This window comes from Parvibaculum indicum, from assembly GCF_011762095.1.
Classification (GTDB): Bacteria; Pseudomonadota; Alphaproteobacteria; order Parvibaculales; family Parvibaculaceae; genus Parvibaculum; species Parvibaculum indicum.
Window position 1 is genome coordinate 32,173 of record NZ_JAASQO010000021.1, and the last position, 14,186, is coordinate 46,358.

Annotated in this window: 13 protein-coding genes; 8 read left to right on the forward strand and 5 right to left on the reverse strand. The window is 63.9% G+C overall.

Annotated features, from left to right (window positions below; translation table 11 throughout):
- Nucleotides 1-17: 17 nt before the first annotated feature.
- Nucleotides 18-1,631 carry a bifunctional phosphoribosylaminoimidazolecarboxamide formyltransferase/IMP cyclohydrolase gene (gene purH / locus FHS78_RS18190; protein ID WP_167095802.1) on the forward strand — a complete coding sequence of 538 codons (1,614 nt, stop codon included), beginning with the start codon at nucleotides 18-20 and terminating at the stop codon, nucleotides 1,629-1,631.
- A 79-nt stretch (nucleotides 1,632-1,710) separates the two neighbouring features.
- Nucleotides 1,711-2,031, forward strand: coding sequence for a heavy metal-binding domain-containing protein (locus FHS78_RS18195; protein ID WP_167095804.1), 321 nt, complete (start codon nucleotides 1,711-1,713; stop codon nucleotides 2,029-2,031).
- A gap of 133 nt (nucleotides 2,032-2,164) precedes the next feature.
- Here FHS78_RS18195 and FHS78_RS18200 read toward each other — a convergent pair whose 3' ends face one another.
- The 5 genes from FHS78_RS18200 to FHS78_RS18220 form a co-directional block, all read right to left on the reverse strand.
- On the reverse strand, nucleotides 2,165-3,589 hold the full coding sequence (locus FHS78_RS18200; protein ID WP_167095806.1) for an MFS transporter: 1,425 nt from the start codon (nucleotides 3,587-3,589) through the stop codon (nucleotides 2,165-2,167).
- Nucleotides 3,589-5,082 carry an MFS transporter gene (locus FHS78_RS18205; protein WP_167095808.1) on the reverse strand — a complete coding sequence of 498 codons (1,494 nt, stop codon included), beginning with the start codon at nucleotides 5,080-5,082 and terminating at the stop codon, nucleotides 3,589-3,591. The genes FHS78_RS18200 and FHS78_RS18205 overlap by 1 nt, the downstream gene beginning before the upstream one ends.
- 111 nt (nucleotides 5,083-5,193) lie before the next feature.
- Nucleotides 5,194-5,691, reverse strand: a complete 498-nt coding sequence (locus FHS78_RS18210; RefSeq protein WP_167095810.1) for a YchJ family protein — start codon at nucleotides 5,689-5,691, stop codon at nucleotides 5,194-5,196.
- 80 nt (nucleotides 5,692-5,771) lie between these two features.
- Nucleotides 5,772-6,989: a glycosyltransferase family 87 protein gene (locus FHS78_RS18215; RefSeq protein WP_167095812.1), complete on the reverse strand. Its 1,218-nt coding sequence runs from the start codon at nucleotides 6,987-6,989 to the stop codon at nucleotides 5,772-5,774.
- 70 nt (nucleotides 6,990-7,059) lie between these two features.
- Nucleotides 7,060-7,731 (reverse strand): exopolysaccharide biosynthesis protein, encoded by a 672-nt coding sequence (locus FHS78_RS18220; RefSeq protein WP_167095814.1) that lies wholly within the window; start codon nucleotides 7,729-7,731, stop codon nucleotides 7,060-7,062.
- Nucleotides 7,732-7,897: 166 nt separating this feature from the next.
- Here FHS78_RS18220 and FHS78_RS18225 point away from each other — a divergent pair, with 166 nt between their 5' ends.
- The 6 genes from FHS78_RS18225 (at nucleotide 7,898) to FHS78_RS18250 (ending at nucleotide 13,991) form a co-directional block, all read left to right on the forward strand.
- Nucleotides 7,898-9,049: an acyl-CoA dehydrogenase family protein gene (locus FHS78_RS18225; protein ID WP_167095816.1), complete on the forward strand. Its 1,152-nt coding sequence runs from the start codon at nucleotides 7,898-7,900 to the stop codon at nucleotides 9,047-9,049.
- A 273-nt stretch (nucleotides 9,050-9,322) separates the two neighbouring features.
- Nucleotides 9,323-10,096, forward strand: a complete 774-nt coding sequence (locus FHS78_RS18230) for a lipid-binding SYLF domain-containing protein (RefSeq protein WP_167095818.1) — start codon at nucleotides 9,323-9,325, stop codon at nucleotides 10,094-10,096.
- A 167-nt stretch (nucleotides 10,097-10,263) separates the two neighbouring features.
- A complete protein-coding gene (locus FHS78_RS18235) occupies nucleotides 10,264-10,974 on the forward strand; it encodes a hypothetical protein (protein WP_167095820.1) in 711 nt (236 codons plus the stop codon).
- Nucleotides 10,971-12,002 (forward strand): isopenicillin N synthase family dioxygenase, encoded by a 1,032-nt coding sequence (locus FHS78_RS18240; RefSeq protein ID WP_167095822.1) that lies wholly within the window; start codon nucleotides 10,971-10,973, stop codon nucleotides 12,000-12,002. Before FHS78_RS18235 ends, FHS78_RS18240 begins: the two co-directional genes overlap by 4 nt.
- Nucleotides 11,999-12,859: an ABC transporter permease gene (locus tag FHS78_RS18245; protein WP_167095824.1), complete on the forward strand. Its 861-nt coding sequence runs from the start codon at nucleotides 11,999-12,001 to the stop codon at nucleotides 12,857-12,859. The genes FHS78_RS18240 and FHS78_RS18245 overlap by 4 nt, the downstream gene beginning before the upstream one ends.
- 37 nt (nucleotides 12,860-12,896) lie before the next feature.
- Nucleotides 12,897-13,991 (forward strand): ABC transporter substrate-binding protein, encoded by a 1,095-nt coding sequence (locus FHS78_RS18250; protein ID WP_205305380.1) that lies wholly within the window; start codon nucleotides 12,897-12,899, stop codon nucleotides 13,989-13,991.
- Nucleotides 13,992-14,186 lie beyond the last annotated feature (195 nt).

Sequence of the window (14,186 nt, forward strand, 5' to 3'; positions counted from 1 at the left end):
ATGCCCGAGGCACAGCCATGGTCTCCACCAAGCCCGCTCCCGACGCCGCCGATATCCAGCGCGTGCGCCGCGCCCTCCTGTCCGTTTCCGACAAGACGGGGCTCATCGAATTCGCCACCGCCCTGCACGAGGCGGGCGTGGAACTGATTTCCACCGGCGGCACGGCCCGGGCGATCAAGGAGGCGGCGCTGCCCGTGCGCGACGTCTCCGAGGTGACGGATTTCCCGGAAATGATGGATGGACGGGTCAAGACCCTGCACCCCATGGTGCATGGCGGGCTTCTCGCCGTGCGCGACGACGCCGAGCATACGGAAGCCATGGAAAAACACGGCATCGCCGGCATCGACCTTCTCTGCGTCAATCTCTATCCCTTCGAGGCAACCGTCGCGAAGGGCGCGGGCTATGGGGAATGCGTGGAGAATATCGACATCGGCGGCCCGGCCATGATCCGCGCCGCGGCGAAAAACCATGCCTATGTCTCCGTCATCGTGGAAGCGTCGGATTACGGCGCACTCATCGACGAGCTGAAGGAAAAGGGCGGCACCACGCTCGCCACCCGCAAGCGTCTCGCCCACAAGGCCTATGCGCGCACCGCGGCCTATGACGCGGCGATCTCCAACTGGTTCGCTCAGGAACTCGAAAACGACGCGCCGGAATGGCGCGCCTTCGGCGGCGAGCTGAAGCAGACGCTGCGCTATGGCGAGAACCCGCATCAGCATGCGGCCTTCTACGTCTCGGGCGACCGGCGCCCCGGCGTTGCCACCGCGACCCAGCTTCAGGGCAAGGAGCTTTCCTACAACAATATCAACGACACCGACGCCGCCTTCGAGCTGGTCGGCGAATTCGACCCCGCCGTCGCGCCCGCCATCGCCATCATCAAGCACGCCAATCCCTGCGGCGTCGCGACGGGCGCTTCGCTTACCGACGCCTACAAGAAGGCCTTTGCCTGCGACCCGGTCTCCGCCTTTGGCGGCATCGTCGCTTCCAACATGCCGCTCACCGGCGAGACGGCCGAGGAGATCGCGAAGATCTTCACCGAAGTCATCATCGCACCCGACGCGGACGAGGACGCGCGCCGCATTATCGCCGCGAAGAAAAACCTCCGCCTGCTGATTACCGACGGCCTGCCGGACCCGCGCTCGCCGGGCCTCTTCTACAAATCCGTGTCGGGCGGTATGCTGGTTCAGTCCCGCGACAATGGCTGCGTCGACGATCTCGACCTCAAGGTCGTGACCAAGCGCGCGCCCTCGGACCAAGAGCTCGCCGACATGCGCTTCGCCTTCAAGGTCTGCAAGCATGTGAAGTCGAACGCGATCATCTATGTGAAGAACGGCGCGACCGTCGGTATCGGCGCAGGCCAGATGAGCCGCGTGGACTCAGCCCGCATCGCGGCCCGCAAGGCGGAGGACGCGGCAGAGGCGGCCGGCGAAAGCAAGCCTGCCACCATCGGATCGGTCGTCGCGTCGGACGCCTTCTTCCCCTTTGCCGACGGCCTGCTCTCCGCCGCCGAAGCGGGCGCCACCGCGGTCATTCAGCCGGGCGGCTCCATGCGCGACGAGGAAGTCATCGCCGCGGCGGACGAAAAAGGCCTCGCCATGGTCGTCACCGGCATGCGGCACTTCCGTCATTGAGTTGACGGCTTCTCGTCTCACGCTGACTGTCATCCCGGCCTTGTGCCGGGGTGACATTTGGAGAATCAGGAGGCCCTCCATGATCGTCACCACCACCAACACCATCGAAGGCCGCAAGGTCGCCGACTATAAGGGCCTCGTCTCCGGCGAAGCCGTGATCGGCGCCAATGTCTTTCGCGACGTCTTCGCCTCCATCCGCGATTTCGTCGGCGGCCGTTCCGGCTCCTACGAAAAGGTGCTGAAGTCCGCCCGCGACGAAGCGCTCCGCGACATGACCGAAGATGCCGAACGCCTCGGCGCCGATGCGATTGTCGGTGTCGATCTCGACTATGAGGTCGTCGGCCAGTCCGGTTCCATGCTCATCTGCATCGCCTCGGGCACGGCGGTCACGCTGGGCTGACGCCTCCTCGTCATTGCGAGGAGCGAAGCGACGAAGCAATCCAGCCCTTGCCGGGCCGCTTCTGGATTGCTTCGCTTCGCTCGCAATGACGGAACCGGCTACCTCACGGCCTTCGGACCGGGGATCGAACGCTCTAATGCACCACCGCGCTGGCTCGCTCTTCCTTCACGAAGAGCAGCAGAACGAGGCCGGTGAGGATCAACGGGATCGCCACCATCAGGCCGAAGCGCTGGTTCTGCGTCAGCTCCGTCACGATGCCGATGAAGAGCGGCGCGATCCAGGCGGTCGCCTTGCCGCAAAGCGCAAAGAGCCCGAAAAACTCCGTCATCATTTCCTTGGGCGAAATGCGCGCCATCATGGTGCGGCTCGATGCGATGACAGGCCCGACCATCAGGCCGAACAGCGCGATCATCACCAGGAAGAGCTGTTGCGGCAATGTGGAGAAAGCGGCCGCGTGTTCGGGCACCGGCACGGTGATGAAATAGAAGATCCGGTCCCTGTCGAAAGACAGGATGATGGCGAAGAACACCACCACGCCGACAATCGCCCAGACCAGCGTGCGTTTCGACCCGATCTTGAGATCGACCCAGCCGCCGACGAAGCCGCCCAGCGCCGCGAAGAGCGTCACCCAGACGCCGTAAATCGCCATCTGCATCGCGCCCCATTGAAAGATGGACGCAGCCAGAATGCCGCCGAAGACGAAGATCGCCGTCATGCCGTCGTAAAACAGCATGCGCGCCAGCAGATAAAGCCCGACATTGCGGAAATGACGCACCGATTTGAGCGTTTCCCAAAGCCGTATCAGCCCGGCCTTCGCCGCCGCGCGACGCCCCAACCCCCTGGTCGCCTGATCGGGCACCAGAAAGAGAAGCGGCAGCATGAAGACGATGAACCATGCCCCCGAAATCGGGCCGACGATGCGGTCCGTCTCATGCGCGGCCTTGGACAGCCCGAACAGCGGTTCGGCGGGAATGAAGGATGCGCTCACTTCGCCGGGAAGCTGGAAAAAGATCAGTACGAGGATGAGCGCGGCAATCGCCGCGAGCTGGCCCATGCCGATACCGATGCCCGACAGGAGACCGATGCGCCGGTCCGACGCGATGGTGGGGAGCATCGCATTGGCGAAGATGATGGCGAATTCCATCCCCACCGCCGCGACGATGAGCGACACCATGACATGAAAAAGCGGCTCGCCCGGGATCGCGAACCAGAGGCCGAAACAGCCCGCCGCGCACATCAGCATGGAAGCGACGATCCACGGTTTGCGCGGCCCCGCCGCATCCGCCATCGCGCCCAGAAGCGGGCTCATCAGCGCGATGGTGGCGCCGGCAATCGCCTGCACATAGCCCCAATAGGCCTGACCCTCGATCGGGGTCGCCGCCAGCACATTGGTAAAGAAGGGCGGAAAGAGAAAGATCGTGATGAGCGAGAAATAGGTCTGGTTCGCCCATTCATAGAGAACCCAGGCGCCCTGCGCCCAGTTGGAGGCCGGTTCCTTGCCGCCGGTGTCATGCGGCGGCTGCCATTGGGGCACGGCCCCCTCGACGATCTCACTCACTACTCTGCTGCCTCCGCCCGTTCTTCCTTCACGAAAAGAACGAGCCCCAGTCCGACGCCCAGAAGCACCAGCACGGAAGCAAAACCCACCCGCTGGCTCTGGAAGAAGGACGTTGTGAACCCCACAATCGCCGGCCCGAGAAAGGCCGTCGCCGTGCCCGATAGCGCATAGAGACCGAAAAACTCCGACATTTTCGTCGCCGGGGCAAGTCGCGCCAGCATGGTCCGGCTATTGGCATAAGCCGCGGTAATGAAAATCGCGATCAGCACCACCACCCCGACATAGAGAAGTTCCGGCACGGTCGCGAAGAAGGGCAGATCCCAGACTTTCGGCGCGTCCGCATCCCAGGGGAAGAAAAAGAAGAGTTCCGTCGGCGTAATCGAAACGGCGAGCAGAAGACCCAGCGACGTACCCCCGATGGAAACGAGGATCGCCGTCTTCGACCCGAACGTGTCGTCGAGCCAGCCGCCGAAGAAACCGCCGCCCACCGCGAAGATCGACAGCACGATGCCGTAGATCGTCAGCGTCAGCGCATCCCAGTGAAAGACGCCCGCCGCATAGACGCCGCCGAAGATGAGAATGGCCGTCTGCCCGTCATTGTAGAACATGCGCGCGATGAGATAGGTCGCCACATTGCGGTAATGCTTGAGCTGGCGCACCGTCTTCACCACCCGCGCCCCACCCTGCCGGATACTGTCCGCCAGACCGGGACGCGCCTCGCGCGGTCTGTCGGGCGTGAAGAACATCAAGGGCAGCGTGAAGAAGAACAGCCACAAACCTGCAATCGGCCCGGCAATCCGGCTGTTCTGATATGTACTCACATCGATGCCGAACAGCGCATGGTCGGGGATGAACCCCCAGCTCACCCGGCCCGGCAGCATGAAGGCATAGAGCATGAAGCAGAGGATGAGCAGCCCGCCCGCATTGCCCAGCGCCAGCCCCAGCCCCGAAAGAAACCCGATCCGGTCGTTCGGCGCGACCGAGGGCAGCATCGAATTATGGAAGACTTCCGAAAAGGCGAAAGCCACCGAGACGATCACGATCAGCGTGGCGATCGTCACGATGGACAGGCCCTCCGGCCCCGGCACCGCCCACCAGAGCGCGAATGTGGCCGGCGCCATGATCCCGACGAACACCGCGAGCCATGGTTTGCGCCGCCCGCCGGAATCCGCGATGGCGCCGAGAACGGGCGCGAGACAGGCGATCGCGAAACCGGCAATGGAATTGATATTGCCCCATATGGCCTGCCCCTTTACCGGGTCGCCGACCACCACATTGGTGAAATAGGGGGAGAAGATATAGATGGTGATGAGAAGGACGTAAGGATTGCGGGCCCATTCGAACACGGCCCAGCTCACCTGGCCTTTCTTGTCCGCCGCCCTGTCGCCCGTGGCCGACAGCGAATGTCCGTCATGACCGCTCGGCGGAAAAGACTCCGCCCCTTGCCGGCCCGCCTGCGCTGCGGGGCCCGCCTCCTTCGTTACATCGACCAAGATATCCTCCCGTTCCGCTCACCGCGTGGGTGAACGGCCAATTTTTTTATAATTGGAGCATGAAAGGAGGATTGGGAAAAGTTATTCGGCCGTAACGTCGGGTGGCCCTGCCTAGGCCGCCTGCCCGCAGCATTTCTTGTATTTCTTGCCCGAACCGCAGGAACAGGGATCGTTGCGGCCGATTTTCTCGACCTTGCGCGGACGCGCGCCCATGATCCCGTCCACATACCACCAGCGCCCGTCCTGCTTCCTGAAGGTCGCCGTCTCGTGATGGACGCGGTCCTGATTGTCGGCCTGGAAATGCGCGACGAATTCGACGACGCCGTCCTCATCCCGCTCGCCGCCGGCCTCCGAATGGCGTACTTCGAGCCCCGTCCAGAGGCTGGATTTCGCCCATTCCAGCGCGGCGTCGCGGTCGAAATCCTCCCGCGTGCCGGGCAGCAGCGTCTCTTCCAGATAATCGGCATTATGCGTGGCAAAGGCCGTGTAGCGCGAGCGCATCAGCGCTTCGGCCGTCGGCGGCAGCGCCGCGCCGGAAAGGAAGGGACCGCAGCATTCGCCGAACGTCTTGCCGGAACGGCAAGGGCAGGCATCGGTATCGGAAATCATCGGGGCTTGGCCTCGGCAAGTAAGGGCGATGGATCGGCCATCCTCATAAGGCCCGCCGTGGAAAAATGCAAAACCCGGGATCAGGCCGTATCGCGCAGGCTTCGCCGCACCGCCAGCCAGAGCGCGGCCAGCAGCAGCGGAAAGCCGATCTGCAGATGGGTCACGTCCGAAAAATAGCTGGTCAGGGGCGGCATCAAAACGAGCGCCAGCAGCCAGATCTTTTCGCCTCGCGAGGCCCCGGACACCGCCATATCGCTCGCGACAATGGCAAGCGGTATCGCCAGGAGCGCCATCTCGTAATCGAAGATATAGGGCGGCACGAGCAGGCTCGCCGATACGAGCACCCCCCAGCTTGCCCGCGTCATGCCGATGCGCCGCCAGATAATGACGACCGTCGCCGCCGCGCCCAGCGCCACCAGCACCTGCAGCGCATAGGCGACATCGTCGCCCGCGCCCAGAAAGCGGAAGAAGACCCACGCGCTCGGCATCTTCGCCCAGGGCAGCAGCCCGTTCTCGAAGACCGTCCGCACCAGTGCCAGATTGTCGAAAAAGACCTGCCAGAGCCCGAAACCGAAGACGGCGGTGGCCAGACCGCAAAAGCCGAGCGTCGCCGCGGCCGCGGCAAAGAAGATACGCCACTGTCCGGCGGCGATGAGGGCAACCGGAATGAGCAGGCCGAATTGCGGTTTGAAGGCGAGAAGCCCGATAAAGAGCCCCGCCCATAGCGCGCCCCGCCCGCCCCTTTCGCTTGCCAGCGCCGCGCCCGCGAAAAGCGCCGCCGAATAAAGCGAGTTCTGCCCCTGATAAAGGCACAGCAATGTTGCGGGAAACGCCGCCAGCAGCCAATAGGGGGTTGGCTGGTTGAGCAAGGGACGGCAGGCCAAGAGATAGGCGCCGAACCCCAGCGCGGTGAAAACGAAAAAGGAAAGCGCATAGGGCAGCAGGGCCAGCGGCGCGGCGAGGAGCTGGAAGGTCGGCGGATAGTGCCAGAGATAGTCGGCCCGTGTGGCCGGGACCGCCTTCCGCTGCGCTTCATGCCCCTCGTCCATGTCGAAGGCGGCCTCGGGCCGCCCGTCGAGCGTCAGCTCGGACGCCCCCCAGAATGTAATGAAGTCGTAGCCCAGCGGGCGGTCCTTCAGATCGAGCCCGTCATGCGAGGTGACCACCAGCAGGATCGCGGACAGCAGAAAGATCCCCACGACGATGCGCGGATAGTTGCGCATCCGCTCCAGGTCGAAAAGGGCGGGCGCGAAGACCGCACCTTCCTCGATTTCCTGCCGCGCGGGCGCTGTGGACATGGACATTCCCGGATCTGTCGTTCGGACCGCCAAGCATAGAAACGCAAACTTAAGGGAGACTTACGCGAAGTCAGAGATGCGGCACGATATACCAGACCGCGCCCACGGCGGAGCCCGCCGACAGGACGAACCCGATCAGCACCATCAGCCCGTCCGTCGCCGTCATGCCCAGCGCGAGGAAAAGCACCGCGCTCGCCGGCGCGATCACAGCGAAGGGCAGAAGCGCGGAAGGCAGCATGATGAGGCCGAGCCCCACACAGACAAGCGCCGTCACCCAGGTGCCGGTCCTGCCCGTCAGAAAGACGACCCGCGTCCTGAACAGCCTGTCGATGACCCGGGCGGTTCCGCGCATTTTTTCGCCGCCCTTCTTCACGGTATCGGCATCGAGCCTGATGGCTTCGAGCCGCTCCGGCAGCCAGAAATGCTCAAGCCCGATCGCACGCTGTCCGGCAATCATGACGACCAGCATCCCGGTCAGGATCGTCATGCCCGGAATGGCGCCGATCAGCGGCAGGACGGCAATCAGCGCAGGCACGACGAGAACGGGGCCGAAACTGCGCGAAGCCACCGCGTCCATCAGGTCGCCGACCGTAATGCTCTCTTCGTTTCGCGCCCGTTCGATCAGGAGTTCGATAATATCCTCAAGCGATGCCGGCCCGTCCTTGTCCGGCGTCCGCGCCCGGTTCTTTCGCGGCCTCGCCGCCGCCTCGATCGCCCGGTCGTATCTTGTCCGTGCACTCATGACTGCGAGTGTTCGGGTTGATATGGCGGGAATATGGCGAATGAAGCGGACGCAGCGTCATCAAATGCTTGCGTCGGCCGCCGCCGGCCCGCGCCGACTTAGCGCTTGCCGCCCCGTCCGCTTCGGTCTAACCGGTCGCATAAGAGATAGAACGGAGGACCCAGAGATGACGGAACGGGCACGCGAACTGGCCGCGGCGGTGGAAAAATTCATCCGCGAGGAAGTAATCCCCTTCGAGAAGGATCCGCGCAATGGCGGGCACGGCCCGACCGACGAGCTTGCGGATGAACTGAAGGCAAAGGCCCGCGCGGCGGGCCTCATCGCACCGCATGTCGGCGAGGAATGGGGCGGTCACGGCCTCACCCATTCCGAAATCGCCATCGTCTTCCGCGCCGCGGGCTATTCGCCGCTCGGCCCCATCGCGCTCAATTGCATGGCGCCGGACGAAGGCAATATGCACCTGCTGGAGAAGGTCGCCTCCACCGAACAGAAGGAACGCTATCTGCGTCCGCTCGCCATGGGCGAAACCCGCTCCGCCTTCCTGATGACCGAGCCCGATGGCGGCGCGGGGTCCGACCCCTCCATGATGCAGACCGTCGCAAGGCAGGACGGCAATCACTGGGTGGTGAACGGGCGCAAGGCCTTCATCACCGGCGGCGAAGGCGCGACGGCGGCCATCGTCATGGCGAAGACGGATGAAGGCGCGACCATGTTTCTTGCCGACATGGACACGCCCGGCATCCGCATCGAGCGCATTCTCGACACGCTGGACAGTTCCATGCCCGGCGGTCATGCCGTCGTCGCCCTCGACAATGTACGCCTCACCTCAGACCAGATTCTGGGCGAGGCGCATCAGGGCTTCAAATATGCGCAGGTGCGTCTCGCGCCCGCCCGCCTGACGCATTGCATGCGCTGGTGGGGCACGGCGAAACGCGCCCATGACATCGCGGCGGACTATGCCTGCAAGCGCCACGCCTTCGGCAAACCGCTCATCGACCATGAAGGCGTCGGCTATCAGCTCGCCGACAACAAGATCGACCTCAAACAGGCCGAACTGATGATCGACTGGTGCGCGGGCGTGCTCGATACCGGCGCGCAGGGCACGGAGGAAAGCTCCATGGCCAAGGTCGCCGTCTCCGAAGCGCTCTGGCGCGTGGCCGACCGTTGCGTCCAGGTGATGGGCGGCACGGGCGTCACCCGCGACACGGTGGTCGAGCAGGCCTTCCGGGAAATCCGCGCCTTCCGCATCTATGACGGCCCCAGCGAAGTGCATCGCTGGAGCCTTGCCAAGCGCATCAAGAAACAGTTCTCGCAGTGACCGCCGCCGGGTGTGAAATATGTTTCATGCCCGGCGCAGGACACGCCCGGGGCGCCCGAGCGAGATAAATATTTTTTCATGTTTGGCGCTAACCGCATGGCACAGCGGCACTTCTCCGTATAATGACGATAGTGTGACCGGAAAAATCACAATCTCCGCACAATCCTCTCCCAGTTATTTCCTGTCGCCCGCCGGTTAGGGCGGGGCACGGAAGCGCTGATGAACATGTCGCGCATCCGGACTTGAAGGAAACAAACGGAAAGGAGAGAGATCATGCGCAAGACAGCATCTCTTCTCGCAGCACCGCTGACCATGGGCCTGCTTCTTGGCGGAACGGCTCTGGTGTCCCCCAATCCGGCCGCCGCGGCGGACATGCAGGCAAAAGGCGCCGCCGGCGCTTCCGCCGAGATGAAGGCCGACAAGGGCCCGATGAAAACGACCGACACGGTTTCGGCCGACGCCGATGACGTGAAGGACGCCAACGACCTTGTTGCCGATGCGACCGGCGTCGTCGAAAAGATGCGCCAGACCGAAGGCATGGACGCATTGCTTGCCAAGGCGAAGGGCATCTACATCGTGCCCGAATACGGCAAGGCCGGCGCCGTGGTGAGCGGCGAAGGCGGCTCCGGCGTCCTCCTCTCGCATGAGGATGGCGAGTGGACCGCTCCCGGTTTCTACGATTTCGGCGGCCTCAGCTTCGGCGCCGAAGCGGGCGTCAAGGGCGGCTCGGTGGCCTTCGTCATCCTGTCGGATGACGGCATGAAGGAATTCACGAGCGACAACAATTTCTCGCTCGATGCCGATGCCGGCCTCACCATCGTAAACTACTCCGCCGACGCCAAGGCCTCCTATGGCAAGGGCGACATCGTGATGTGGTCCGACACCAAGGGTGCCTATGCCGGCGCCGGCGTGAGCGCGTCGAATATCGTGTTCAACAAGGAGAACACGAAGGGCTATTACGGCGAGAAGGTAACCCCCAACCAGATCGTGTCGGGTAGCCTGGAAAGCGACAAGGCAAGCAAGCTGGAAGAGGCCCTCTCCGGGTAAACGGGGCCGAGCCCCCAAACCTCTTCGGAATAAATTCGCGGGTCGGCCTTCGGGCCGGCCCGTTTCCGTTTCGGATCGCTGCCACGACCATACATTGTTTCAATCAATGCTTATCATGCAAATAATGTCTTTTTCAGGCATTACTGCCCGGGTCTATGACTCAAGGCATGACACAGACCCTCGACCCCTCGCCGCGCAACGACGCGCAGTCCCCCTCACCGGTCCAGCTCGACGATCTGGCCGGCGTCTGGAAACGCACGCTTCTCGTCGAGGCGGACGGCTCGCGCGACGACACCAGCATCGTCTACTGGCTCCAGCTCGGCTCGCTTTGCGGCGACATAAGGCTGCCCGCCTCGAAAGCGACAAGCGGCGCCTCGGCCTTTGCCGGCGCTCTGAGCGAGCGCGACGGGGTCTTCCGCTGGAGCCCGGAAATCGCCGAGGGCATTCCCGCCGACGCCGATCCCGATGAAGGTACCCTCAAATGGGAGGGCGGCATATTGCGCGAGGATGGCGTGCGCCGCCCCTATCTCGAACATTGGCACCGCGCGGCGACGCCTTCCCCCAGGGATTACGCGCTGCGCTTCCAGGACGACGGCGAATGCCGCGACGGCTATCTCATCCGCATCGCCGATTTCGGATTTTACGCCTGTCGGCCCCGGAAAGGCGGCCGCCCCTGTTTTGCGCTTCTGCGGGAAACCGCCGGGGACTGGATTGTCGCCGAAGCGCTCTCCGACACGCTCAAGCCGGGCGATGCTTTCGTCTGGCCCGACATCGCCCGCAGCATCGCCGACGCGCCGGGCCTGGCGGGCTGCAAATTCGGCGAGCGCGGCGTCGTCACCTTCGAAAGAATGCCCCTCCGCGGCGAGGCAATGTCATGACGGCCTTCCGCCATATTCCGCTTGTCGACATTTCCGGCCTGGGCGATCCCGACCCTGCGCGCCACGCCGAAACCGTCGAGGACATCCGCAAGGCGGCCTCGCAGGTCGGCTTTCTCTATGTCAGCGGCCACGGCATTCCGCCGGAAACCATCGCCCGCCTTCGCGCCGCCGCCGAAGCCTTCTTCGCGCGGCCGCAAGACGAAAAGATGAAGGTCTATATCGGCAAGTCGCGAAACCATCGCGGCTATGTGCCCGAAGGCGAGGAAGTCTTCTACGGCGGCAGCAAGGACAAGAAGGAAGCCTTCGACCTGTCCATCGACCTGCCCGCCGCCGACCCGGATTATGTAAGCGGCAATCCGCTTCTCGGCCCCAATCAGTGGCCGGACGACATGCCCGAATTCCGCGATGCCGTCTCCGCCTATTACGACGCCGTCTTCGCGCTCGGCCATCGCCTGCTGCACGGCTTTGCCGAGGCATTGGGGCTCGAACCGACGGCGCTCGACGAATATTTCACCAAGCCGCCGTCGCAGCTCCGCCTCATCCATTACCCCTACGATCCCGCCCCCGACGTTCAGGGTATCGGCGCGCATACGGATTACGAGGCCTTCACCCTGCTCCTGCCGACCGCGCCCGGGCTCGAGGTGATGAATGCCGAAGGCGAATGGATCGACGCGCCGCCGGTCGAAGGCGCTTTCGTCGTCAATATCGGCGACATGCTGGAAGTCTGGTCGAACGGCGTCTTCACCGCCACCTCGCATCGCGTCCGCAAGGTGCAGGAGGAACGCTATTCCTTCCCGCTCTTTTTCTCCTGCGACTACTGGACGAAGGTGGAACCGCTTCCCGCCTTCGTTTCAAACGACCATCCGGCGGCCTATCCGGCCGTCGTCGCGGGCGAGCATCTCCACGCACAGACCGTGCAGACCTTCACCTATCTGAAGGAGCGCCTGGCCCGCGGCGAGATCGACATGCCGAAAGGCAGCCTCGGCCTGTCCTCCTTCGGGCGCGAAGCCCGGGCGAGGGGCGCATGACAGCGGAACCCGTCCTCGAAACATCCGCGCCGCGCCGCAAGCCGTCTTCGCCGAGGCCGCGCAGGAGCCTGTTCGAGGTCTACGGGACGATTTCCCGCCGCCGCCAGATCGCACTGGGCGTTCTGGGCGCCGGCGCCTTTCTGCTCTGCTGGCAGCTTGCCTCCACGCTGGGCCTCACCTCGCCCCGGCTTCTGCCCGCACCGCTTCAGGTCGGCAGCGCGCTCATCGACCTGCTGGAAAACGGCTTTGCCGACGATGTAATGGTCAGCATCTACCGCATCGTGCTGAGCTTCCTGATCGCCACCGCGATCGCCTATCCGCTGGGCCTTCTCATCGGCACGCTGGCCGCGGTCTCCGCGTTCTTTTCGCCGGTCGTCTCCGCCTTTCGCTATCTGCCCGCGCCCGCCTTCGTCCCGCTTCTGCTGATGTGGTTCGGCCCGGGCGACGAGCAGAAAATCGCGCTTCTCTTTCTCGGCGTGATCTGGTTCCTCATCACCATCATCGCCGACCATGTGCGCAGCGTGCCGCGCGAACTCGTGGAATCCGCCCGCACGCTCGGCGCCAATACACCCCTCGTCTTTATACGGATTATCGCGCCCGCTTCCCTTCCCCGCGTCTGGGACGGGTTGCGCCAGATGCTGGCGGTGAGCTGGACCTATCTCGTCATCGCCGAAATCGTCGCCGCCACGGACGGCATCGGCGCCATGATGATGCGCGCCCAGCGCTTCGTGCGCGTCGACGATGTGATGGCCGGAATCCTGACTATCGGCGTGCTGGGCGTCGTCTTCGATCTTCTGTTCCGCTTCGCCGGAAACATCCTGTTCCCCTATGAGCGCTTCGAGCGGGAACGCAACTGAGCGGCGGACGAATACCCGCCGAGCAAGGAGTATGACGATGACTTACTCGATCAGGGGTTACATGCCGGGCCGGGCCTTTCGGCTGGCCATGATTGTCACCCTGCTGGCGGTCTTCACCGCCTCCGGCATCGCCCGCGCCGCCGAACCGGTGACCGCGCGCGTCTCTCTCTTTTCCTGGCCGGGCTATGCCTTCTGGTTCCTCGCCAAGGAAAAGAACCTCGTTCCCGAGGTTAATCTCGACATCCAGATCATCGAGGATCCCTATCAGAGCTTCGCCCTGATGGCGGCGGGCAAACTCGACGTGACCTCGAGCACCGCCGAATACGCACCGCTCGCCGCCGCCGAGGGCAACCCGGTGCGCATGGTCGCCTACACCAACCCCTCCTACGGCACGGACAAGATCATCGTCCGTCCCGAGATCGAATCCGCCGAGGATCTCAAGGGCAAGAGCGTCGCCGTGATGGAAGGCGGCCTCACCCAGATCTATATGGGCATCTGGCTGGAAGAGAACGGCGTCGCCATCGAGGACGTGAAATTCGTCAACCTCATCATGGACAGCGCCATGGCGGCCATGCTGAGCGGCCAGGTCGCGGGCGGCGAGTTCTGGGAGCCCTATGGCAAGAACGTGCTCGACAATCTGGAAGGCTCCAAGGTGATGGCGACCTCGGCCACGCCCTACTGGTCGAAGACCGGTCTCCTCGCCGACGCCATGTATATGCGCGAGGGCTTCATCGAGGATCCGAACGGCGCCGCCGCGCTCGCCATGAAGGCCTATTACGCCGCCGTGGCCTATTGGCGCGCGCACCCCGACGAGTCGAACGAGATCATCGCCAAGGCGCTCGGTTTTTCCGTCGAGGACGTGGAAGCCGTGATCGGTCCGGACGGCAAGCCGCACAAGGGCGGCATCGTCGTTTATGACTTCGAGGACAGCGCCCGCTTCATGGGCGTCAAGGAGGGCGATCCGGTCCTGGCCGGCCTCGGCCAGACCCATGGCCAGATCGAGGACCATTTCGACCTTACCGCGAGCTGGTGGGTGAAGTTCGGCCTGATCGACGAGAAACCTCCCTTTGATGGCGGCGTGTCGCTGAAGCCGATGCAGGCCCTCGCCGCGTCGGGCTTCGCCGCCGACTGACGAGAACGCCGGCGCGAAACATTGCCGGGGGGCAAATGGCCGCCCCTCTCGCGGACCTCCGTTTAACGAGCGCGGAGCCCGCGGGAGGGGCGTTCCTGTGCTAGAGCGGATTCAAATTATTCCTGATCATATCCTGCGGCAGCGAAATAGTTTTTACACTCGGTGGGGGTGAAGGCTTGGATTGCGGATGCGATG